Annotated in this window: 20 protein-coding genes; 7 read left to right on the top strand and 13 right to left on the bottom strand. The window is 60.4% G+C overall.

Features of this window, described 5'->3' with window-relative positions:
- Positions 1-30 precede the first annotated feature (30 nt).
- The 3 genes from moaA to FVE67_RS02870 are packed head-to-tail and all read right to left on the bottom strand — an operon-like array spanning position 31 to position 1,686.
- A complete protein-coding gene (gene moaA / locus FVE67_RS02860) occupies positions 31-990 on the bottom strand; it encodes a GTP 3',8-cyclase MoaA (protein ID WP_168719160.1) in 960 nt (319 codons plus the stop codon).
- Positions 951-1,505, bottom strand: coding sequence for a DUF4416 family protein (locus FVE67_RS02865; protein ID WP_168719161.1), 555 nt, complete (start codon positions 1,503-1,505; stop codon positions 951-953). Before FVE67_RS02865 ends, moaA begins: the two co-directional genes overlap by 40 nt.
- Entirely contained in the window at positions 1,480-1,686 is a 207-nt protein-coding gene (locus FVE67_RS02870) for a Trm112 family protein (protein ID WP_168719162.1), read from the bottom strand. Before FVE67_RS02870 ends, FVE67_RS02865 begins: the two co-directional genes overlap by 26 nt.
- Positions 1,687-1,736: 50 nt before the next feature.
- Here FVE67_RS02870 and FVE67_RS02875 point away from each other — a divergent pair, with 50 nt between their 5' ends.
- Positions 1,737-2,105 carry a response regulator gene (locus FVE67_RS02875; RefSeq protein WP_168719163.1) on the top strand — a complete coding sequence of 123 codons (369 nt, stop codon included), beginning with the start codon at positions 1,737-1,739 and terminating at the stop codon, positions 2,103-2,105.
- Positions 2,077-2,328 carry an HU family DNA-binding protein gene (locus tag FVE67_RS02880; protein WP_168719164.1) on the top strand — a complete coding sequence of 84 codons (252 nt, stop codon included), beginning with the start codon at positions 2,077-2,079 and terminating at the stop codon, positions 2,326-2,328. The genes FVE67_RS02875 and FVE67_RS02880 overlap by 29 nt, the downstream gene beginning before the upstream one ends.
- Here FVE67_RS02880 and FVE67_RS02885 read toward each other — a convergent pair.
- The 9 genes from FVE67_RS02885 to FVE67_RS02925 all read right to left on the bottom strand — a co-directional run bounded on the left by FVE67_RS02885 (position 2,313) and on the right by FVE67_RS02925 (position 11,448).
- Positions 2,313-2,654 carry an Mth938-like domain-containing protein gene (locus tag FVE67_RS02885; protein WP_168719165.1) on the bottom strand — a complete coding sequence of 114 codons (342 nt, stop codon included), beginning with the start codon at positions 2,652-2,654 and terminating at the stop codon, positions 2,313-2,315. The two genes, FVE67_RS02880 and FVE67_RS02885, sit on opposite strands and share 16 nt — an antisense overlap.
- Positions 2,651-3,757 carry a peptide chain release factor 1 gene (prfA, locus tag FVE67_RS02890; RefSeq protein WP_168719166.1) on the bottom strand — a complete coding sequence of 369 codons (1,107 nt, stop codon included), beginning with the start codon at positions 3,755-3,757 and terminating at the stop codon, positions 2,651-2,653. Before prfA ends, FVE67_RS02885 begins: the two co-directional genes overlap by 4 nt.
- A 1-nt stretch (position 3,758) precedes the next feature.
- On the bottom strand, positions 3,759-3,980 hold the full coding sequence (gene rpmE, locus FVE67_RS02895; protein ID WP_168719167.1) for a 50S ribosomal protein L31: 222 nt from the start codon (positions 3,978-3,980) through the stop codon (positions 3,759-3,761).
- Positions 3,981-4,041: 61 nt separating this feature from the next.
- A complete protein-coding gene (gene rho / locus FVE67_RS02900) occupies positions 4,042-5,349 on the bottom strand; it encodes a transcription termination factor Rho (RefSeq protein WP_168719168.1) in 1,308 nt (435 codons plus the stop codon).
- Between the two features lie 115 nt (positions 5,350-5,464).
- A complete protein-coding gene (gene cydB / locus FVE67_RS02905) occupies positions 5,465-6,502 on the bottom strand; it encodes a cytochrome d ubiquinol oxidase subunit II (RefSeq protein ID WP_168719169.1) in 1,038 nt (345 codons plus the stop codon).
- 23 nt (positions 6,503-6,525) lie between these two features.
- Entirely contained in the window at positions 6,526-7,833 is a 1,308-nt protein-coding gene (locus FVE67_RS02910) for a cytochrome ubiquinol oxidase subunit I (RefSeq protein ID WP_168719170.1), read from the bottom strand.
- A gap of 124 nt (positions 7,834-7,957) precedes the next feature.
- Positions 7,958-8,398 carry an RrF2 family transcriptional regulator gene (locus FVE67_RS02915; RefSeq protein ID WP_168719171.1) on the bottom strand — a complete coding sequence of 147 codons (441 nt, stop codon included), beginning with the start codon at positions 8,396-8,398 and terminating at the stop codon, positions 7,958-7,960.
- 53 nt (positions 8,399-8,451) lie between these two features.
- Positions 8,452-9,849 (bottom strand): threonine synthase, encoded by a 1,398-nt coding sequence (thrC, locus tag FVE67_RS02920; RefSeq protein WP_168719172.1) that lies wholly within the window; start codon positions 9,847-9,849, stop codon positions 8,452-8,454.
- 3 nt (positions 9,850-9,852) lie between these two features.
- Positions 9,853-11,448, bottom strand: a complete 1,596-nt coding sequence (locus FVE67_RS02925) for a methyl-accepting chemotaxis protein (protein ID WP_168719173.1) — start codon at positions 11,446-11,448, stop codon at positions 9,853-9,855.
- A gap of 88 nt (positions 11,449-11,536) precedes the next feature.
- Between FVE67_RS02925 and FVE67_RS02930 the strand changes: the two genes are divergently transcribed.
- Genes FVE67_RS02930 through FVE67_RS02940 form a run of 3 tightly spaced genes read left to right on the top strand, consistent with a single transcriptional unit; the run spans position 11,537 to position 13,759 of the window.
- The gene (locus FVE67_RS02930; protein WP_168719174.1) at positions 11,537-12,097 is read left to right on the top strand and encodes a FumA C-terminus/TtdB family hydratase beta subunit; all 561 of its coding nucleotides are present in this window, start codon (positions 11,537-11,539) and stop codon (positions 12,095-12,097) included.
- Entirely contained in the window at positions 12,078-12,824 is a 747-nt protein-coding gene (locus FVE67_RS02935; protein WP_210534639.1) for a UPF0280 family protein, read from the top strand. Before FVE67_RS02930 ends, FVE67_RS02935 begins: the two co-directional genes overlap by 20 nt.
- Positions 12,821-13,759 carry a cation diffusion facilitator family transporter gene (locus FVE67_RS02940; protein ID WP_168719175.1) on the top strand — a complete coding sequence of 313 codons (939 nt, stop codon included), beginning with the start codon at positions 12,821-12,823 and terminating at the stop codon, positions 13,757-13,759. Before FVE67_RS02935 ends, FVE67_RS02940 begins: the two co-directional genes overlap by 4 nt.
- Here the strand turns inward: FVE67_RS02940 and FVE67_RS02945 are convergent.
- Positions 13,683-14,042, bottom strand: a complete 360-nt coding sequence (locus tag FVE67_RS02945) for a histidine triad nucleotide-binding protein (protein WP_168719176.1) — start codon at positions 14,040-14,042, stop codon at positions 13,683-13,685. The genes FVE67_RS02940 and FVE67_RS02945 overlap by 77 nt on opposite strands.
- 113 nt (positions 14,043-14,155) lie before the next feature.
- On the opposite strand from FVE67_RS02945, the gene amrS reads away from it, so the two are divergent.
- Entirely contained in the window at positions 14,156-15,172 is a 1,017-nt protein-coding gene (gene amrS / locus FVE67_RS02950) for an AmmeMemoRadiSam system radical SAM enzyme (protein ID WP_168719177.1), read from the top strand.
- Positions 15,156-16,172 (top strand): hydrogenase expression/formation protein HypE, encoded by a 1,017-nt coding sequence (gene hypE / locus FVE67_RS02955; protein WP_168719178.1) that lies wholly within the window; start codon positions 15,156-15,158, stop codon positions 16,170-16,172. Before amrS ends, hypE begins: the two co-directional genes overlap by 17 nt.
- The last annotated feature ends 40 nt before the right edge of the window (positions 16,173-16,212 follow it).

Raw genomic sequence — 16,212 nt, forward strand, 5'->3', positions numbered from 1 at the left:
TTGCCTCCGGAGGGGCGCTTTGTCAATTCCCTACCCTCCGATGGCCCTCATGGGGCGCCGGCGCTTTCCGGAAAGCTCCTTGCCGAAGGGCTTGCGGCGCACGGCCTCAAGCAGGGCCTCTCGCAGGACCTCCGGGCCCCGGCCCAGGTAAGGACGCAGATCGAACTCCTCCTCCGAAAAGAGACAGAGCCGCAGGCGACCCTCGGCCGTAAGCCTCAAGCGGTTGCAGCGGTCGCAGAAGTGCCGACTGATGGCGGCAATGAAGCCCACCCGTCCCCGGGCCCCGGGAAGACGGAAGACCCGGGCCGGCCCTCCACCCTGAGAGGGGACCTCCTCCAGGGGGCCGAGCTCCCGTACCCGTTCCATGATCTCCGCCAGCGGCAGGAAACGCTCCTCCTCCCAGGACACCCCCGGGCCCACGGGCATGAACTCGATAAAGCGGACCTCCAAGGGCTCGGAAAGACTGAGACGGGCCATCTCCAGGATTTCGTCCTCATTCACCCCGCGCATGACCACCATGTTGACCTTTACCGGATGAAGCCCCACGGAAAGGGCGGCCTCAAGCCCGGAAAGGACCCGGGAAAGACCGTCCACCCCGGTAAGCTCCCGAAAGCGCTCCGCCTTCAGGGTGTCCAGGCTGAGATTGACCCGGTGGAGTCCAGCCTGTTTGAGCTCCCGGGCCAGTTCCGCCAGACGGTAGCCGTTGGTGGTGAGGGAGAGATCCCGGAGTCCGGGAATTTCGGAAAGCATACGCACCAGATGGGGAAAATCCCGACGTACCAGGGGCTCCCCCCCGGTAAGCCGGACCCGTTCCACCCCCAGAGAGACCGCCGCGGCCACCACCTCCCGGATCTCCTCTAAACTTAGAATATCCTCCCGGGGGAGCCACTCGGAAAAGTCTCGACTACAGTAAAGACAGCGGAAATTACACCGGTCGGTGACCGAGACCCTCAGGTAACGGAGCCTTCTTCCGTAGCGATCTTTAAGCATTTCAAGTGCTTTTTATACTCCTCTCGCAGGCGGTTGAAAAGGTTAAGGGTCTCGGCAGCGGCATAATCGGGATAGGTCCAGGGAAGGGTGCGAAAGGAGCCCTGCCGGAAAATAAGGGTAACCTCAGCGAAGACCCCCCGGCCGAGATAGATCCGGTGGGCAAAATCCTTGAAGGTGGAAAGGACCACCCGGGAAAGAAGGAGATAGCCCGGATCCAGATTCACCGTGCGGCGCCCTTTTTGGGAGAAGGCCTTTTCCACCCGATAGGCCTGATGCTTGATCTCTACCAGATCCTCCTGCGGACGCAGATCGAAAAAAAAGAAGGCCCGGACCAGGGGGGAACCGAACTCCGCAAAGTAATAGTCGGTGTAACTGAAGGGTCGCCAGGGGGAGCGAAAGAGCACCGGGCCCAGGGTTTCGGAGAGGGCCTCCACGGCCTCCAGCACCCGGGCCTCTTCCCTCCCGAAGGCGCTCACGAAATAAAGGGCTTCAGGGGGCTTGCGGGGATGGCTCATCCGGAAGGACCTCTGCCAGGGGCCGGGCCTCTTCCACCAGGAGCACCGGAATACCCTCCCGGATCTCGTAAAAGAGCCCACAGGGGTGACAGATCAGCCCCGGAGGGTCTTCCCTTTCCTCAAGTCCTCCCTTACACCGGGGACAGGCCAAAAGTTCCCGCAATTCCGGCGGAAGTCCCATCTCTTACCTCCCACTTGCCTTGGGTTTCCGAATACTTATATACTACCACCATGGCCCAGAGAATCCTCCTTATCGAAGACGATTCCGATATCCGGGAACAACTGAAAGAGTACCTGGGCCTCCTGGCCCCCGGAAGCGAGATTCTTACGGCCTCCAACGTGGCCGAGGCCGAAAAACTCCTCCAAGAGAAATCCTTTTCCCTGGTGATCTCCGACTGTCTCTTGCCCGATGGTCTGGCCTGCGAGCTCTTAGAAGGAATCTCTCCCGGGACCCCGGTCATTATCCTTACCGGCTATGCGGAAGAGGAAGCTCTCCAGAAGGTCTCCTCTGTTTTCCCCGGGCCCCTTTACCTTTTTAAAAAACCTATTTCTCTTTCGGAGATCGGGAAAATTGTCCAAAGACACCTTAAAGGGGTTTGAGTCCCTGGCGGAGGCCCTTTCGGAAAGGCTGGGGGTCTCCCGCAGAAAGGCCCGGCTCTTTCTGCGGGCCCTGGCGGAGGAGCTGCAAAGGGCCCTTGAGGAGGAGGGAGTGGTCCATCTGGGAAGCTGGGGAAGGTTTCGGGTCTTTCGCGGAAAGAAAGGGGTCCGGGTAGTTTTCCGGCCGGGGAAACCCTTGCGGGAGGCTTTTCAGCAGGTGAGATGAAAGGCCCCGGCCACCCGGCGGCCCTCGGAAAAAAGCTGGTTGAATCTCTCGGCGGCCTTGGCCGTGGGATATATTTCCAGGGTGATCCCTAAGGCCTGGGCCCTCTCCTTCACCCGGGGATCCACCCGCATGACCCCCGAGGCCCCGGTGCCCACCACCAGGACCTCCGGACGCGCCGCCCAGACATCCTCGAGATCCTCAGGGGCCAGGAGGTGGCCCTCCCTTCTCCACCAGTCCGGCACCACCCGCCCCTCGATGATCTTGAGGTCCCGGCGATAGGTCTTTCCCGAGACTACCATCTCTCCGAAACGATAGGCCTCGATCATGCGGCCTCCCGCAGGAGGGCTTCTTCCTCGCGCTTCAGGGCTTCGGTGCGGAAGTGGGTGATCAGGGCATCGATAAATTCGTCGAGATCCCCGTCGAGGATCTCTTCCAGCCGGTAGAGGGTGAGCCCGATACGGTGATCCGTGACCCGGTTCTGAGGAAAGTTATAGGTGCGGATGCGTTCGCTGCGCTCTCCGGTGCCCACCTGGCTGCGGCGCGCGGCCTGGATCTTTTCCTGCTGCTCCCGCAGTGCTTTCTCGTAAAGACGGGCCCGCAGGATCTTTAGGGCCGTGGCCCGATTCTGATGCTGGCTGCGTTCGTTGGCACAATAGACGGTAATTCCCGTGGGCAAATGGGTAATACGCACCGCACTTTCCGTGCGGTTTACATGCTGGCCTCCGTGGCCCGAGGCCCGCATGGTCTCGATGCGCAGCTCCTCCGGCCGAATCTCCACCTCCACCTCGTCAGCCTCTGGAAGGACGGCCACCGTCACCGTGGAGGTATGGATACGGCCCCCGGACTCCGTAACCGGGATGCGTTGCACCCGGTGCACCCCGCTTTCGTATTTTAGGCGGCTATAAGCCCCCTTACCTTCCACACGGGCGATGACCTCCTTGAAGCCCCCCAGCCCGGTCTCATGGGCCGAAAGGATTTCCAGGCGCCAGCCCCGGCGTTCGGCATAACGGGCATACATACGCAGGAGATCCGCGGCAAAAAGGGCCGCCTCTTCTCCTCCGGCCCCGGCCCGAATCTCCAAAATGACATCCTTTTCGTCGTTGGGGTCTCGGGGAAGGAGAAGAAGGGGGATCTCCTTTTCCAGGGCCTCCGCTCGGCTCTCCAGAGTCTTCAGTTCCTCCCGGGCCAGCTCTCGCAACTCCTCGTCCCCTTCCTCAAGCAGTTCCTTGTTTTCTTCGATCTCCTTCAGGACCCGGCGGTATTCCCGATAGGCCTCCACGATCCCCTCAAGTTCGGCATGTTCCCGGGCCAGCTCCGCATAGCGCTTGCGGTCCTCCAGGGTCTCCGGATCGGAAAGGAGCCGGGAAAGCTCCTCGTAACGCCGCTCTACTTCGGCCAGTCTGGAAAGGTAAAGGTCCGAAAGGGCCATCTTAAGAGGACTGCTTCTCGTAGTATTCGGCGTATTTTTTCATGAACTTTTCTACCCTTCCTTCGGTGTCCACAAAACGCTGCTCCCCGGTGAAAAAGGGATGGCACTTGGAGCAGACCTCCACCCGGATCTCCGGCCGGGTGGCCCCCACGGTAAATTCGTTTCCGCAGGCACAGCGTATCACCGCCTCCGGATAATATTCGGGATGTATGCCCTTTTTCATCTCCCTCTACCTCCTTTCTTTTGTCCCATTTAAAACTCTCTTGAGCCCCTTTTCAAGCATCTTACTGGTTCATGGAGGCCAGGAATTCGGCGTTGCTCTTGGTGTCTTTCATCTTGTCCAGCAAAAATTCCATACAGTCCACCGGATTGAGGGGGGAAAGCACCTTGCGCAGGAGCCAGACCCGGTGGAGGATCTCCGGGGGCAGGAGGAGTTCTTCTTTCCGGGTCCCGCTGAGGTGAATGTTGATGGCCGGCCAGATCCGACGGTCGGCCAGGCGCCGGTCCAGATGAATCTCCAGATTTCCGGTGCCCTTGAATTCCTCAAAGATCACCTCGTCCATCCGGCTGCCGGTATCGATAAGGCAGGTGGCAATGATGGTCAGACTCCCCCCTTCCTCGATGTTTCGGGCCGCTCCGAAAAAGCGCTTGGGCTTGTGGAGGGCCTGGGCATCGATCCCTCCGGAAAGGAGTTTTCCGCTGGAAGGAACTACGGTGTTATAGGCCCGGGCCAGCCGGGTAAGACTGTCCAGGAGAATCACCACGTCGTAACCGTATTCCACCAAACGCTTGGCCCGCTCGATCACGATTTCGGCCACCTGGGTGTGCCGCTGGGGAGGCTCGTCAAAGGTGGAGCTGATGACCTCGGCCGCGGGCACATTCCTTTCCATGTCCGTGACCTCTTCCGGACGCTCGTCGATGAGAAGGATGATGAGATAGACCTCGGGATAGTTGCGGGCGATGCCGTTGGCGATGTTCTGCAGAAGCATAGTCTTTCCGGTCCGCGGCGGAGCCACAATGAGCCCTCGCTGACCTTTCCCTATAGGACAGAAGAGATCTACGATCCGGGTGGAGAAGTTGTCCGGATCGGTCTCCAGGCGCAGCCATTCGTTGGGGTAGATGGGCGTGAGCTGATCAAAAGGAATCCGCAGGCGGGCCTTCTCCGGGCTCTGAAAGTTGATCTTTTCGATCTTAAGGAGGGCGAAATACTTTTCGCCTTCCTTGGGCGGACGGATGAAACCCGAGACCGTATCTCCGGTACGCAGTCCGAAGCGCCGGATCTGGGAGGGAGAGACATAGATGTCCTCCGGGCCGGGAAGGTAGCTATAGTCCGGAAAGCGCAGGAAACCAAAGCCTTCCGGAAGGACCTCCAGCACCCCTTCGGCCCGGACTTCCCCTCCCTTTTCCAGATGGGCCCGCACGATGGCCGAGACCAGCTCCTGCTTGCGCAGATCCCCGGCGTTCTCCACCCCGTAGGCCAGGGCCAGCTCCGCCAGCTCGCTGAGGGGCCGCCGGCGCAACTCCGAAAGCTCTAGGACCTCGATCTCCTCAGAAGGAAGCTCTTCTTCCTTGGGCAAAACCTCTTGAGACATGTGCTTACCTCGTATTTCGGAAATTTTTTGGAAACCCCGGAGGGGACAATAAGGACCGACTGGTCTTTATCAATATAAAAGGGGCGCCCCAAATGTCAAGGGCGCCCCGAAGATTTTAATAACCCTCGCCGTAGGCCAGCTCCTCACGGGTGATGCGGTAGGAGAAAGTCCGGTAGGTCCAGAGGGTGTAAAGGAGGACGATGGGCACGAAGACTACGGCCACCACGGTCATGATCTTGAGGGTGAGGGGGCTAGAGGAGCTATTGTAGATGGTAAGGGACCATTCCGGGTTGAGGCGAGAGGGGAAGAGGTTGGGAAAGAGCCCGGCCACCCCCCAGGCGGTCACCCCCAGGATGGCCGCCCCGGAGGAAAGGAAGGCCGCAAGCGTCCGGCCGGCATTAAGAAAATAAGGGACCAGGATAAGCCCCACCACGGCCAGCAGGGGAAAGACGAAAAGCACCGGGGCCTTGAGGTAATTGCCCCAGAGGGGGGTGAGCTTCAAGGAGAAAAGGAGCACGGCCACGGCCAGCACGGCCTCAAAGACCCAGAGGATCTTGGCGTCCCGCAGGAGGCGCTCCCGAAACTCGCCGTTTACCCTGAAGGCCAGCCAGCAGGCCCCGTGCACAGAAATGGCCACCACGAAAAGGGCCCCTACCAGCAGGGCGTAGGGGTGAAGGAGGGTAAGGAAGCTTCCCCGAAAGATCCCCTGGGCATCGATGGGCAACCCCAGGAAAAGATTTCCGAAGGCCACCCCCAGGATGAGGGTGGCCACCAGGGAAGAGATCCAGAAGAGAAAGTCCCAGAAGCGGCGCCAGCCCTCACCGGCCACCTTTTCCCGGAATTCGATGGCCACCCCGCGGACGATCAGGGCGAAAAGGAGCACAAAAAGGGCGGTATAAAGGCCGCTAAACATCACGGCGTAGGTCTTGGGAAAGGCGGCAAAAGTGGCCCCACCGGCGGTGATCAACCAGACCTCGTTGCCGTCCCAGAAGGGCCCGATGGCCTGATAGACCGCCCGGCGCTCGGCCTCGTTTTTGGTCACGCAGGGCAGAAGGATCCCCGCCCCGAGATCAAAGCCGTCCAGGACGAAATAGACCGCCCATAAAACTCCCCAGAGCACAAACCATATGACCTGAAAGACGTTGTGTTCCATGGCTCATCCCTCCTTTCTAAATTTTAAGCCGTCACGGGTTCGGGCCCTTTACGGGCGTAGTGGGCCAGCAGCCAGAAGTCGATCACCCCGAGGATGGTGTAGAAGATCAGGAAGGCCGCCAGAGTCACCCCTACCTGGACCGGAGAAATGGGGGAGACGGCCTCGGCGGTCTTCATCACCCCGTAAACGATCCACGGCTGGCGCCCCACCTCGGCCACCATCCAGCCGGCCTCAAGGGCGATGTAAGGGAGGGGGATAGACCAGATGAGGGCCCGCAAAAGCCCGGGCGAGGCCTCGGGATTTTCCCGATTCTTAAAGGCCCAGAAGGAAAGGAGCACGAACCAGATTCCCAGAAGGACCATGATCCGGAAACTCCAGAAGGTGAAAGAGACCGGGGGCCGTTCCTCCGGGGGAAAGTCTTTGAGGCCCTTCACCTCGGCCTCTGGAGAATGAAAGGCCAGGAGACTCAGGAGCTTGGGAATCTTGATCTCCACCAGGTTGCGCTCCTTAGCCGGATCGGGAATGGCAAAGAGGGTCCAGGGGGCCCCTTTCTGGGTCTCCCAGAGGGCCTCCATAGCCGCAAGCTTGGTGGGCTGGGTGTGGGCCACCTCCGTGCCGTGGAGATGGCCTTCCACAAAAACGAAGAGACTAAAGATGAGGGTCCAGACCGCGGCCACCCGGAAACTCTTTTTGAAAAAGGCCACCTCCCGGCCCCGCCGCAGATGCCAGGCCGAGACCCCGAGGACAAAGAGGCCCGAAAGAATGTAGGCCGCAGGTACGGTATGGAGAAATTCCAGCCAGGCAAATTTGTTGAAGACCACCTCGGCAAAGCTCTTAAGCTCCGCCCGGCCGTTCCGCAGCACATAGCCCACGGGGTGCTGCATCCAGCCGTTGGCAATCAAAATCCAGAGGGCGGAAATGTTGGAGGCCAAGGCCGTAAGCCAGATGGCCAGACAGTGCATCTTGGGAGAAAGGCGGTTCCAGCCGAAGGCCCAGACGGCGATGAAGGTGGACTCCAGGAAAAAGGCCAGGGTGGCCTCAATGGCCAGAAGGGACCCGAAAACATCTCCCACGTATTCGGAATAGTAGCGCCAGTTGGTCCCGAACTGAAACTCTAGGGTGATCCCGGTGACCACTCCCAGGGCAAAATTGATGAGAAAGAGCCTCCCCCAGAACTTGGCCGCCCGCCGGTAGTCCTCGTCCCCGGTCTTCACATAAAGGGTTTCGTAGATGGCGGTTAAAATGGAAAGCCCCAGGGTTAAAGGCACAAAAAGGAAGTGAAAAAAAGCCGCGGCTCCAAACTGCAACCTAGAAGCCCAGACCACATCCATTTTTAACACCTCCTCTCCTTATTTTGTGTAAAAGTAAACCCAAAAGATTAACCTTTTCTGTAAAATCCAACCCTATTCACCCTTTCATGGTTTTCACCCCCCCCTTCTTGAGTTTTAACTAATTTTATTTTCGGCGCCGGCTGCGCCGGTTGTCAAGGAGGCAGGACTCGCGTTGGACCAGGTCCGCAAAGGTGATCTGGTCGAGCTTTTTGCGCAGAAGTTCCCGGATCTCGGCCCAGACCTCATGGGTGGGACAGAGGGAGGAGCGTTTACAGTTTTCCGGATCCAGGACGCAGTGACTCAAGAAGATCTCTCCGCTCATGGCCTCCACCACCCGGAGAAGGGTTAGCTCCTCCGGGGGCACCGCCAAGCGATATCCCCCTTTACGTCCCCGGGTAATGGTAATAATACCCGCCCGGGCCAGATCCTGGGCGATCTTGGCCAAAAAGGGCTCCGGGATATCCATGGCGCGGGCAATATTCCAGCGGGGAATGGTCTTTTCCGGATAGCGGGAAAGATAGAGCACACAACGTATCCCGTAGTCCTCGGCCTGGGTAATCTTCATCTCCGGGTCTCCTTTAATTTTTGAGACCAGGTTAATCTATAAATTGAACTTTGTCAAGAAATCTGGAGGGCGTTTTCTTCAATAAAACGGCGCACGGCGGCCGGATCGGCGGGAAGAATGACCACCCTTCGGGGTCTTTCGGAAAGGCCCTTGAGGGCCTCGGGAATCGGGGGTTCAAAGCCCAGGGCCCGGGATACGGCCTCGGGAAATTTGGCCGGATGCGCGGTGGCCAGACAGATCATGGGGCGGGCCTCCAGGAATTCAAGGGCCGCCCGTACCCCTACAGCGGTGTGGGGATCCAGGATATAGCCCGTTTCCTGATAAAAGTCCCGAATGGTCTCCAGGGTTTCCTTCTGGGTCACGGAGGCCGAAAGGAAATCCCTCTGGACCCGGCGGATCTCTTCTTCGGAAAACCGGAGACGGCCCTCTTCGGCAAAGCGGACCATGGCCTCCCGCACTCGTTCCGGATCCTCCCCGAAAAGATAGTAGAGATAGCGCTCGAAATTGGAGGCCACCTGGATGTCCATGGAAGGACTGAGGGTGGGGATCACCTCCCGCACCGAATAGTCCCCCCGATTTACGAAGCGGGTAAGGATGTCGTTTTCATTGGTGGCCAGAATCAGGCGCTCGATACGGCCTCCGAGCATCCGGCGGGCCAGATATCCGGCAAAGATGTCCCCGAAGTTGCCGGTGGGCACGGAAAAGCGCACCTCCTCCGCCCCCTCCGCCTCGGAAACCCGAAAGTAGGCCCAGAGATAATAAACGATCTGGGCCATCACCCGGGCCCAGTTGATGGAGTTCACCGCCCCGAGCCGATAGCGCCTTTTGAATTCCAGATCCCCAAAAAGTTGCTTAACGATGGCCTGACAGTCGTCGAAGGTCCCCTCAAGGGCCAGATTGAAGACATTGGGGTCGGTCACCGTGGTCATCTGCAGGGCCTGTACCGGGGAGACCCGCCCGTGGGGATGAAGGATGAAGATGGCCAGATTCCGCTTCCCCCGCACCCCGTAGATGGCCGCCGAGCCGGTATCCCCCGAGGTGGCTCCCAAAATATTCATATATTCTCCGCGCGTAAGAAGCAGATATTCGAAAAGGTTTCCCAGAAACTGGAGGGCCACGTCCTTAAAGGCCAGGGTGGGCCCGTGAAAGAGCTCCAGGATCCAGACCCGCCCCTTTTTCACCACCGGAGTAATATCCGGATGGGTAAAAGTGGCATAGGAGCGGTCCACCAGAAGGCGCAGTTCGCTTTCCGGGAGGTCGTCGGCGAAGAGCCGGAAGACCTCGTAGGCCAGATCCTGGTAAGAAAGCCCTCGAAGGCGGCGCAGGTCCGCCTCCGAAAGCTCCGGGATCTTTTCAGGCACAATAAGGCCCCCGTCCGGGGCCAGCCCCTCCAGAACCGTGGCGGTAAAAGGGAGGGGGGAAATCCCTCCCCGGGTACTGAGATATCTCATGTCCTAAACTTTAAACCGGGAAACCGACCGGGCAAGCTCCTTGACCACCTCCACCAGCTGGTGCATGGCCTGGAGATTCTCTTTTACCCCGGAAAGGGTCTTCTGGGCCGCGGTATAGGCCTCCTCGGCCTCCCGGGCAAACTGCCCGGCGCCGGCCTTCTGCTTTTCCACCTTCTGAGCGATATCCGCGATCACCGCGGTCTGCTCCTCCGCCGCCGCGGCAATGGCGGAGGCAATCTGGTCGATCTCCTGAATGACCCCGGCGATTTCGTCTGCGGCCCGAAGGGCCTCTTCACTTTCGGCCTGCATGGTCCGGATCTTTTCGGTGATCTCCCCGGTGGCCTCGGCGGTCTGTCGGGCCAGCTCCTTGACCTCGCCCGCCACCACGGCAAAACCCTTTCCGGCCTCTCCGGCCCGGGCAGCCTCGATGGTGGCGTTCAGGGCCAGAAACTTGGTCTGCTCGGCGATACCCGTAATAAGCTGGATCACCCCCTCGATCTCCTGCGAGGCCGCCCCCACCCGGTGCATAATCTCCTGAGCCCTCTGGGCCTTTTCCACCGCCTCCTTGGTGATCATGCTAGCCCGGGTGGTGTTCTGACTGATCTCCTGGATGGCGGTGGAGATCTCGTTAATGGACCGGGATTCCTCCTCCACACTCTGCAGGATGGCCCCGGCCTCCTCCTTCATGCGCGTGGCCCGCTCGCCCGCGGCCTCGGCCTCCCGGGCGGCCGCCTCCAACCTCTCCCTTACCTCCTCGGAAAGGGTCTCCCCCTTGCGGGAGACCTCCGCGGTATCCCTAATGAGGGGCTGGAGATGGTCGGCCATGCGATCCAGGTGGGCAAGGATCTGGGCCATTTCGTCCCGCCCGGAAGCCCGGGTCCTAAAGGAAAAGTCTCCTCCGGCCATGCGGTCCACCGCGGAAAGGACTTGGCGCACCTTACGCCCGAGCCGATAGGCCATAAAGGCAAAGACCAGAAGGGTACCCACCACTAACCAGAGGTTGAGAAAAAGCGAGACCTTTTTCACCAGATCGAGACTCCGACGGGCCTCCCCTTGAAGTTGATCCATCCTCTTTCCCAATAGATCCTCTAAACGGGGAAGGAGCTTAAAGAGAAGTTCCTTGGAGAGGGGGTTAGCCCTTTCGTTGTAGACCGCAACCACCTCCTCGAAGTCGGCCTCTTCCGAAAGGAGTTTAGAGATCTCCCCTCCGGCCAGATGGAGCTTGCGGTCCACCTCCCGGATCCGGGCCACAAGCTCCTTTTCCTCCGGGGCTTCGGCCCGCCAGCTGGCCAGAAACTTCTGAAGGGGACAGCGGTCGGGGTCCACCAGGATCTCGGGTGGGCTCTCATTGAGAAGCCCGGTAAGGAGATTGACCTTCCAGCGGAGGTGTTCCGCAAGCAGGGCATCCAGAGTATCCATGGCCTGGGTGGCCCTATGGGCCTCCCTCTGGAGTCTTTCGGTCCTCTTTTGCATCACCAGAAGCACCGCCGTATTTACCACCACCAGAACCACCACACAAAAGGCCACCACCGCAAGCTTCTGCCACATCTTAAGGGATCGATCCACTCTTTCCACAAAACCCATCGCTCTCCTCCCCATAATTTTTTCAGATAGAATTATAGCAAAGCTTTTCAAAATTGTGGGAAGATCCGGAGTTGAGGATTTCCGAAAGCCGAAGGAGTTAGGGATGGATAAGCGAAAATTGGTCTTTCCCCTTCAGGATCGCCATCTCTTGCGAGATCTTCGGCCCGGGGAATTGCTTTCCCTTTCTGGAAGGTTGCTCGCCGCCCGAGACGCCACCCATCGGAGGATCATCGAACTTCTGGAAAGAGGAGAGCCCCTCCCGGTGGACCTTGAGGGCCAGGCCTTCTATTATGTGGGGCCCAGCCCGGCTCCTCCGGGAAGGGTCATCGGCTCCGCCGGGCCCACCACGGCTTACCGCATGGACGCCTACACCCCGAGGCTTCTGGCCCTGGGGCTTGCGGCCACCATCGGCAAGGGCCCTCGAGGGGCGGAGGTGCGGGAGGCCATAGTGCGCTACGGGGCCGTGTATCTGGCCACCTTTGGCGGAGCCGGAGCCTATCTTTCCCAAAAGATCCGGGCCGCCCGGGTGCTGGCCTTTCCGGAACTGGGCCCGGAGGCCCTTTTTGAACTGGAGGTGGAGGACTTTCCGGCCATCGTCATCAACCCCCCCACCGGAGGCGATTACTACGAGGAGGTAAGGCGGCGTGCCCGTAGCCTGCGGTGAGATCCGGCACTACCGCACCTGGTTCCGCCCGGAAGGAGATCTCTGCGCCTTCCGGGTGGTTTATCGGGAGACGGATCTGGCGGTCCTGGCCGAAAGGGATCTTTCGCTGGAAGTCCTGCAACTGGTCCAGGAGATCCGAGCCCCTCTTGAAGAGTACCTCAAGGAACACCCGGAATTCCTTTCCTCCCTCAAACCCCTCCCGGAGGACCCCGGAGCTCCGGAGATCGTAAAGAGGATGCTTGCCGCCGGTAGGGCTGTGGGGGTGGGGCCCATGGCCGCGGTGGCCGGGGCCATTGCCGAGGCGGTGGGCCGAAGGCTTCTGGCGGAAGGCTTGACCCGAAAGGTGGTGGTGGAAAACGGAGGCGACATCTTTCTGGCCCTGGGGCGAGCGGCTACCGTAGCCCTTTATGCCGGAGATTCCCCCCTTTCCGGAAAAGTGGGGCTCCGGATCGCCCCGGATTTTCAGCCCTGCGGGGTCTGCACCTCTTCCGGGAAGATCGGCCACAGCCTCTCCCTGGGACAGGCCGAGGCCGTAACCGTAATCGCCCCGGAGGCCGCGCTAGCCGATGCCGCAGCCACGGCCCTGGGGAATCTGGCCAAGGGAAAAAAGAGCCTTCGCCGAATCCTTTCCGCAGCCCGGGACCTCCCGGGCCTCCTGGGAGTGGTCTGTATTCTGGGGAAGGACCTGGGGGCGGTGGGACCGGCGGTGGAACTGGTACCTTTATGATCAGCCTTTACCGCATCACCATCCTGGGAGCGGGGGTCAACCTGGCTCTGGCCCTCCTCAAGATTCTGGCCGGCTGGTGGGGACACAGCCAGGCGGTTCTGGCCGACGGAGTGCACAGCCTTTCGGATCTGGCCACCGACCTTCTTACCCTTTTGGGGCTCAAATACGGAGCGGCCCCGCCGGACGAGGACCACCCATACGGGCACCGAAGGATCGAGACCCTGCTGGCGGTCACCGTAGGGGTCTTGCTGGGGGCCACCGGGCTGGGCCTGGCCTTCCGGGCCCTGACCTCCCTGCACTCCCGGCCCCCGGAGACCCTACCCCTCTGGGTGCTCCTGCCCCCGGCCCTCTCCCTCCTCCTCAAAGAGGGTCTCTTCCGCCTCACTTTGAGGATCGGAAAGGAGCTCGGCTCTCCGGTGGTGATCGCCAACGCCCATCACCACCGTTCCGACGCCTTAAGTTCCCTTCCGGCCCTGGTGGGGGCCGGAGGGGCGGCTCTGCACCCGGGCCTCCATTTCCTGGATCCCCTGGGCTCGCTTCTGGTCTCCGGCTTTATCCTGCGTTGCGCCTGGCGCATCGTCCAGCCCGGGGTCACCGAACTCTGTGACGGCATAGATGTGGAAGAGGCCCAACGCATCCGGGAAGAGGTCCTCAAGGTCAAAGGAGTAAAGGACGCCCATCGGGTGCGGGCCCGCAAACACGCCGGCCGTACCCTGGTGGATCTTCACATTCAGGTGGATCCGCACCTTTCCGTTCGGGAGGGCCACCGCATCTCCGAACGGGTCAAACGCTTCCTCATGGCCCGCCACCGACGGATAATGGACGTGGTGGTCCACCTGGAGCCCTACGAAAAGGGCCCTAACCCGGAGGCCAGCCCATCTCCCGGCCCCCGAGAAGATGAAGATGGAGATGAAAGACCGTCTGCCCGGCCATAGGTCCGGCATTGATCACCAGGCGATAACCCCGGGTAGGATCCCCCAGAGGAGAGAGCCCCAGATCCTCGGCGATCTTGCGCGCTACCCAGAAGAGATGCCCCACCAGCTCCCGATCCTCCTCGGTCATCTCCTGGATTCCGGAAAGGTGCTTCCGGGGAATGATCAAAATATGGGTGGGGGCTACGGGATTGATGTCGTGAAAGGCATAGGCCAGATCATCTTCATAGACCTTCTTAGAGGGGATCTCCCCGGCAAGGATCTTACAGAAGATGCACTCGGCCATCTCCTCCCTCCTCTCCGGCCTTTCTTCTTGAATAGCTCAAATCCTTTCCCGAAGCAATCCCCGGAATTGCACCTTCGGCCTTTCGGTCTTATGGTTGAAAGGAGGAGGAGCGTATGCGGGAGGCTCTCCTTTACGACCGACTTGAAGGTGGCGAGGTCCGCTGCCGGCTTTGCCATCACCGCTGCCGCATTCCTCCGGGAAAGACCGGACTTTGCGGGGTGCGTAAAAACGAAGAAGGGGTCCTTTATAGCCTGGTCTACGGAAAGGTTATCGCCCATCACCTGGATCCCATCGAGAAAAAGCCCCTCTTCCATTTTTTACCCGGAAGCCTGAGTTATTCCATCGCTACCGTAGGCTGTAATTTCCGCTGCGATTTCTGTCAGAATTTTGAAATCTCCCAGTTTCCGCATCACTACGGCTATGTGACCGGAGAAGAGATGCGCCCGGAGGAGGTGGTGGAGGAGGCCCGGCGCACAGGTTGCCTCTCCATCTCCTACACCTACACCGAGCCCACGGTCTATTTTGAGTTCGCTCTGGATTGCGCCCGCCTGGCCTCGGAAGCCGGACTCAAAAACGTCTTTGTCTCCAACGGTTACATGACCCCGGAGGCCCTGGACACCATCTATCCCCACCTCCACGGGGCCAATATTGACCTCAAGGCCTTTCGGGAAGACTTCTATAAACGGCACTGTAAAGCCCGCCTGAAACCGGTGCTGGAGACCCTGAAATATCTCAAGCGCCAGGGAGTGTGGCTGGAAGTCACCACCCTGATCATTCCCGGCGAAAACGACGACCCCGAGGAATTGCGGGAGATCGCCCGGTTTCTTCGGGATGAATTGGGCCCGGAGACCCCCTGGCATGTGACCCGGTTTTATCCCACCTACCGCCTCCTTACCCGTCCGCCCACCCCGGTAGAGACCCTGAAGCGGGCCTACGAGATCGGAAAAGAAGAAGGTCTGCGCTATGTTTACACCGGAAACGTCCCCGGAGAGGCCGGAGAAAATACCTACTGCTGGGCTTGCGGAAGGCTCCTTATCGAACGCTTCGGCTTCCGCATCCTCAAGAAGGAAATCCCTCCCGAGGGCACCTGTCCTCACTGCGGAGCGAAGATAGATGGCCTCTGGAGCTGAGGGGATAGTCCTTCTCGACCACGGAAGCGGCGGTCGGGCCACCCACCAGCTTCTCCGGGAGGTCTTTTTTGAGGCCTTTGAGAGATCTCCAGAGCTTCTGGATGCGGCCCTCCTTGAGGATCTGCAGGGCCCTCTGGCCTTTACCACCGACAGCTTTGTGGTCTCCCCCCTCTTTTTCCCCGGAGGAGACATCGGATCCCTTGCGGTTCACGGCACGGCCAACGATCTAGCCATGGTGGGGGCGGAGCCCCTTTTTCTCTCCTGCGGTTTCATCCTGGAAGAAGGGTTCTCTCTGAGGGACCTGCGCAAGGTGGTCCGCTCCATGGCCGAGGCCGCCCGGGCCCTGGGGATACATATCGTCTGCGGCGACACCAAGGTCGTCCCCCGGGGCAAGGGGGACGGCCTTTACCTCAATACCGCCGGGCTCGGCCGTCTCCTGAGGTCTCCGGCCCCTCATCCCTCCCGCATTCGTCCCGGGGACCGGGTCCTGGTCTCCGGCCCGGTGGGAGATCACGGTCTGGCGGTGCTGGCCGCTCGGGAGGGGCTCCCCCTCAAGGGGCTTCGGAGTGATTCCGCCCCGGTCTGGCCCCTGGTAAAACCCCTGCTTGAGGTCCTGGGAGAGGACCTCCACGCCCTGCGGGACCCCACCCGCGGAGGACTGGCCACCACCATAAACGAGCTGGCCGAGGAGTCGGGTACCCTGATCTATCTGGACGAGGCGGCCATTCCCGTGCGTCCGGAGGTCCGGGGCGGAGCCGAGATTTTGGGGCTCGACCCCCTTTATCTGGCCTGTGAAGGACGCTTTGTGGCGGTGGTGTCCGCCTCTCGGGCGGCCGAGGCCCTAGATCTTCTCCGGGGCCTGGCGGGAGGAGAAGGGGCCGCCCTCATCGGAGAGGTTCGGGAGGCCGCAAGCCGCCCCCTGGTGGTGCTCCGCACCCGGGTAGGCGGAGAAAGGATCCTCCCCGTCCTTACCGGAGAGCCCCTCCCCCGCATCTGCTAACCCTTGAAGGGATCTCCAAGTAGGATTAAAAACCCCGGAA

The sequence above is a fragment of the Thermosulfurimonas marina genome, from assembly GCF_012317585.1.
GTDB lineage: Bacteria > Desulfobacterota > Thermodesulfobacteria > Thermodesulfobacteriales > Thermodesulfobacteriaceae > Thermosulfurimonas_A > Thermosulfurimonas_A marina.

What these genes read in the sequence shown, in the direction of transcription:
- FVE67_RS02910 (WP_168719170.1), bottom strand. Translation starts at nt 7,833, where the DNA reads ATGGATGTGGTCTGGGCTTCTAGGTTGCAGTTTGGAGCCGCGGCTTTT.
- FVE67_RS02915 (WP_168719171.1), bottom strand. Translation starts at nt 8,398, where the DNA reads ATGAAGATTACCCAGGCCGAGGACTACGGGATACGTTGTGTGCTCTAT.
- FVE67_RS02940 (WP_168719175.1), top strand. Translation starts at nt 12,821, where the DNA reads ATGATCAGCCTTTACCGCATCACCATCCTGGGAGCGGGGGTCAACCTG.
- FVE67_RS02865 (WP_168719161.1), bottom strand. Translation starts at nt 1,505, where the DNA reads ATGAGCCATCCCCGCAAGCCCCCTGAAGCCCTTTATTTCGTGAGCGCC.
- FVE67_RS02930 (WP_168719174.1), top strand. Translation starts at nt 11,537, where the DNA reads ATGGATAAGCGAAAATTGGTCTTTCCCCTTCAGGATCGCCATCTCTTG.
- hypE (WP_168719178.1), top strand. Translation starts at nt 15,156, where the DNA reads ATGGCCTCTGGAGCTGAGGGGATAGTCCTTCTCGACCACGGAAGCGGC.
- moaA (WP_168719160.1), bottom strand. Translation starts at nt 990, where the DNA reads ATGCTTAAAGATCGCTACGGAAGAAGGCTCCGTTACCTGAGGGTCTCG.
- cydB (WP_168719169.1), bottom strand. Translation starts at nt 6,502, where the DNA reads ATGGAACACAACGTCTTTCAGGTCATATGGTTTGTGCTCTGGGGAGTT.
- rpmE (WP_168719167.1), bottom strand. Translation starts at nt 3,980, where the DNA reads ATGAAAAAGGGCATACATCCCGAATATTATCCGGAGGCGGTGATACGC.
- FVE67_RS02925 (WP_168719173.1), bottom strand. Translation starts at nt 11,448, where the DNA reads ATGGGGAGGAGAGCGATGGGTTTTGTGGAAAGAGTGGATCGATCCCTT.
- FVE67_RS02875 (WP_168719163.1), top strand. Translation starts at nt 1,737, where the DNA reads ATGGCCCAGAGAATCCTCCTTATCGAAGACGATTCCGATATCCGGGAA.
- prfA (WP_168719166.1), bottom strand. Translation starts at nt 3,757, where the DNA reads ATGGCCCTTTCGGACCTTTACCTTTCCAGACTGGCCGAAGTAGAGCGG.
- amrS (WP_168719177.1), top strand. Translation starts at nt 14,156, where the DNA reads ATGCGGGAGGCTCTCCTTTACGACCGACTTGAAGGTGGCGAGGTCCGC.
- FVE67_RS02945 (WP_168719176.1), bottom strand. Translation starts at nt 14,042, where the DNA reads ATGGCCGAGTGCATCTTCTGTAAGATCCTTGCCGGGGAGATCCCCTCT.
- FVE67_RS02870 (WP_168719162.1), bottom strand. Translation starts at nt 1,686, where the DNA reads ATGGGACTTCCGCCGGAATTGCGGGAACTTTTGGCCTGTCCCCGGTGT.
- rho (WP_168719168.1), bottom strand. Translation starts at nt 5,349, where the DNA reads ATGTCTCAAGAGGTTTTGCCCAAGGAAGAAGAGCTTCCTTCTGAGGAG.
- FVE67_RS02885 (WP_168719165.1), bottom strand. Translation starts at nt 2,654, where the DNA reads ATGATCGAGGCCTATCGTTTCGGAGAGATGGTAGTCTCGGGAAAGACC.
- thrC (WP_168719172.1), bottom strand. Translation starts at nt 9,849, where the DNA reads ATGAGATATCTCAGTACCCGGGGAGGGATTTCCCCCCTCCCTTTTACC.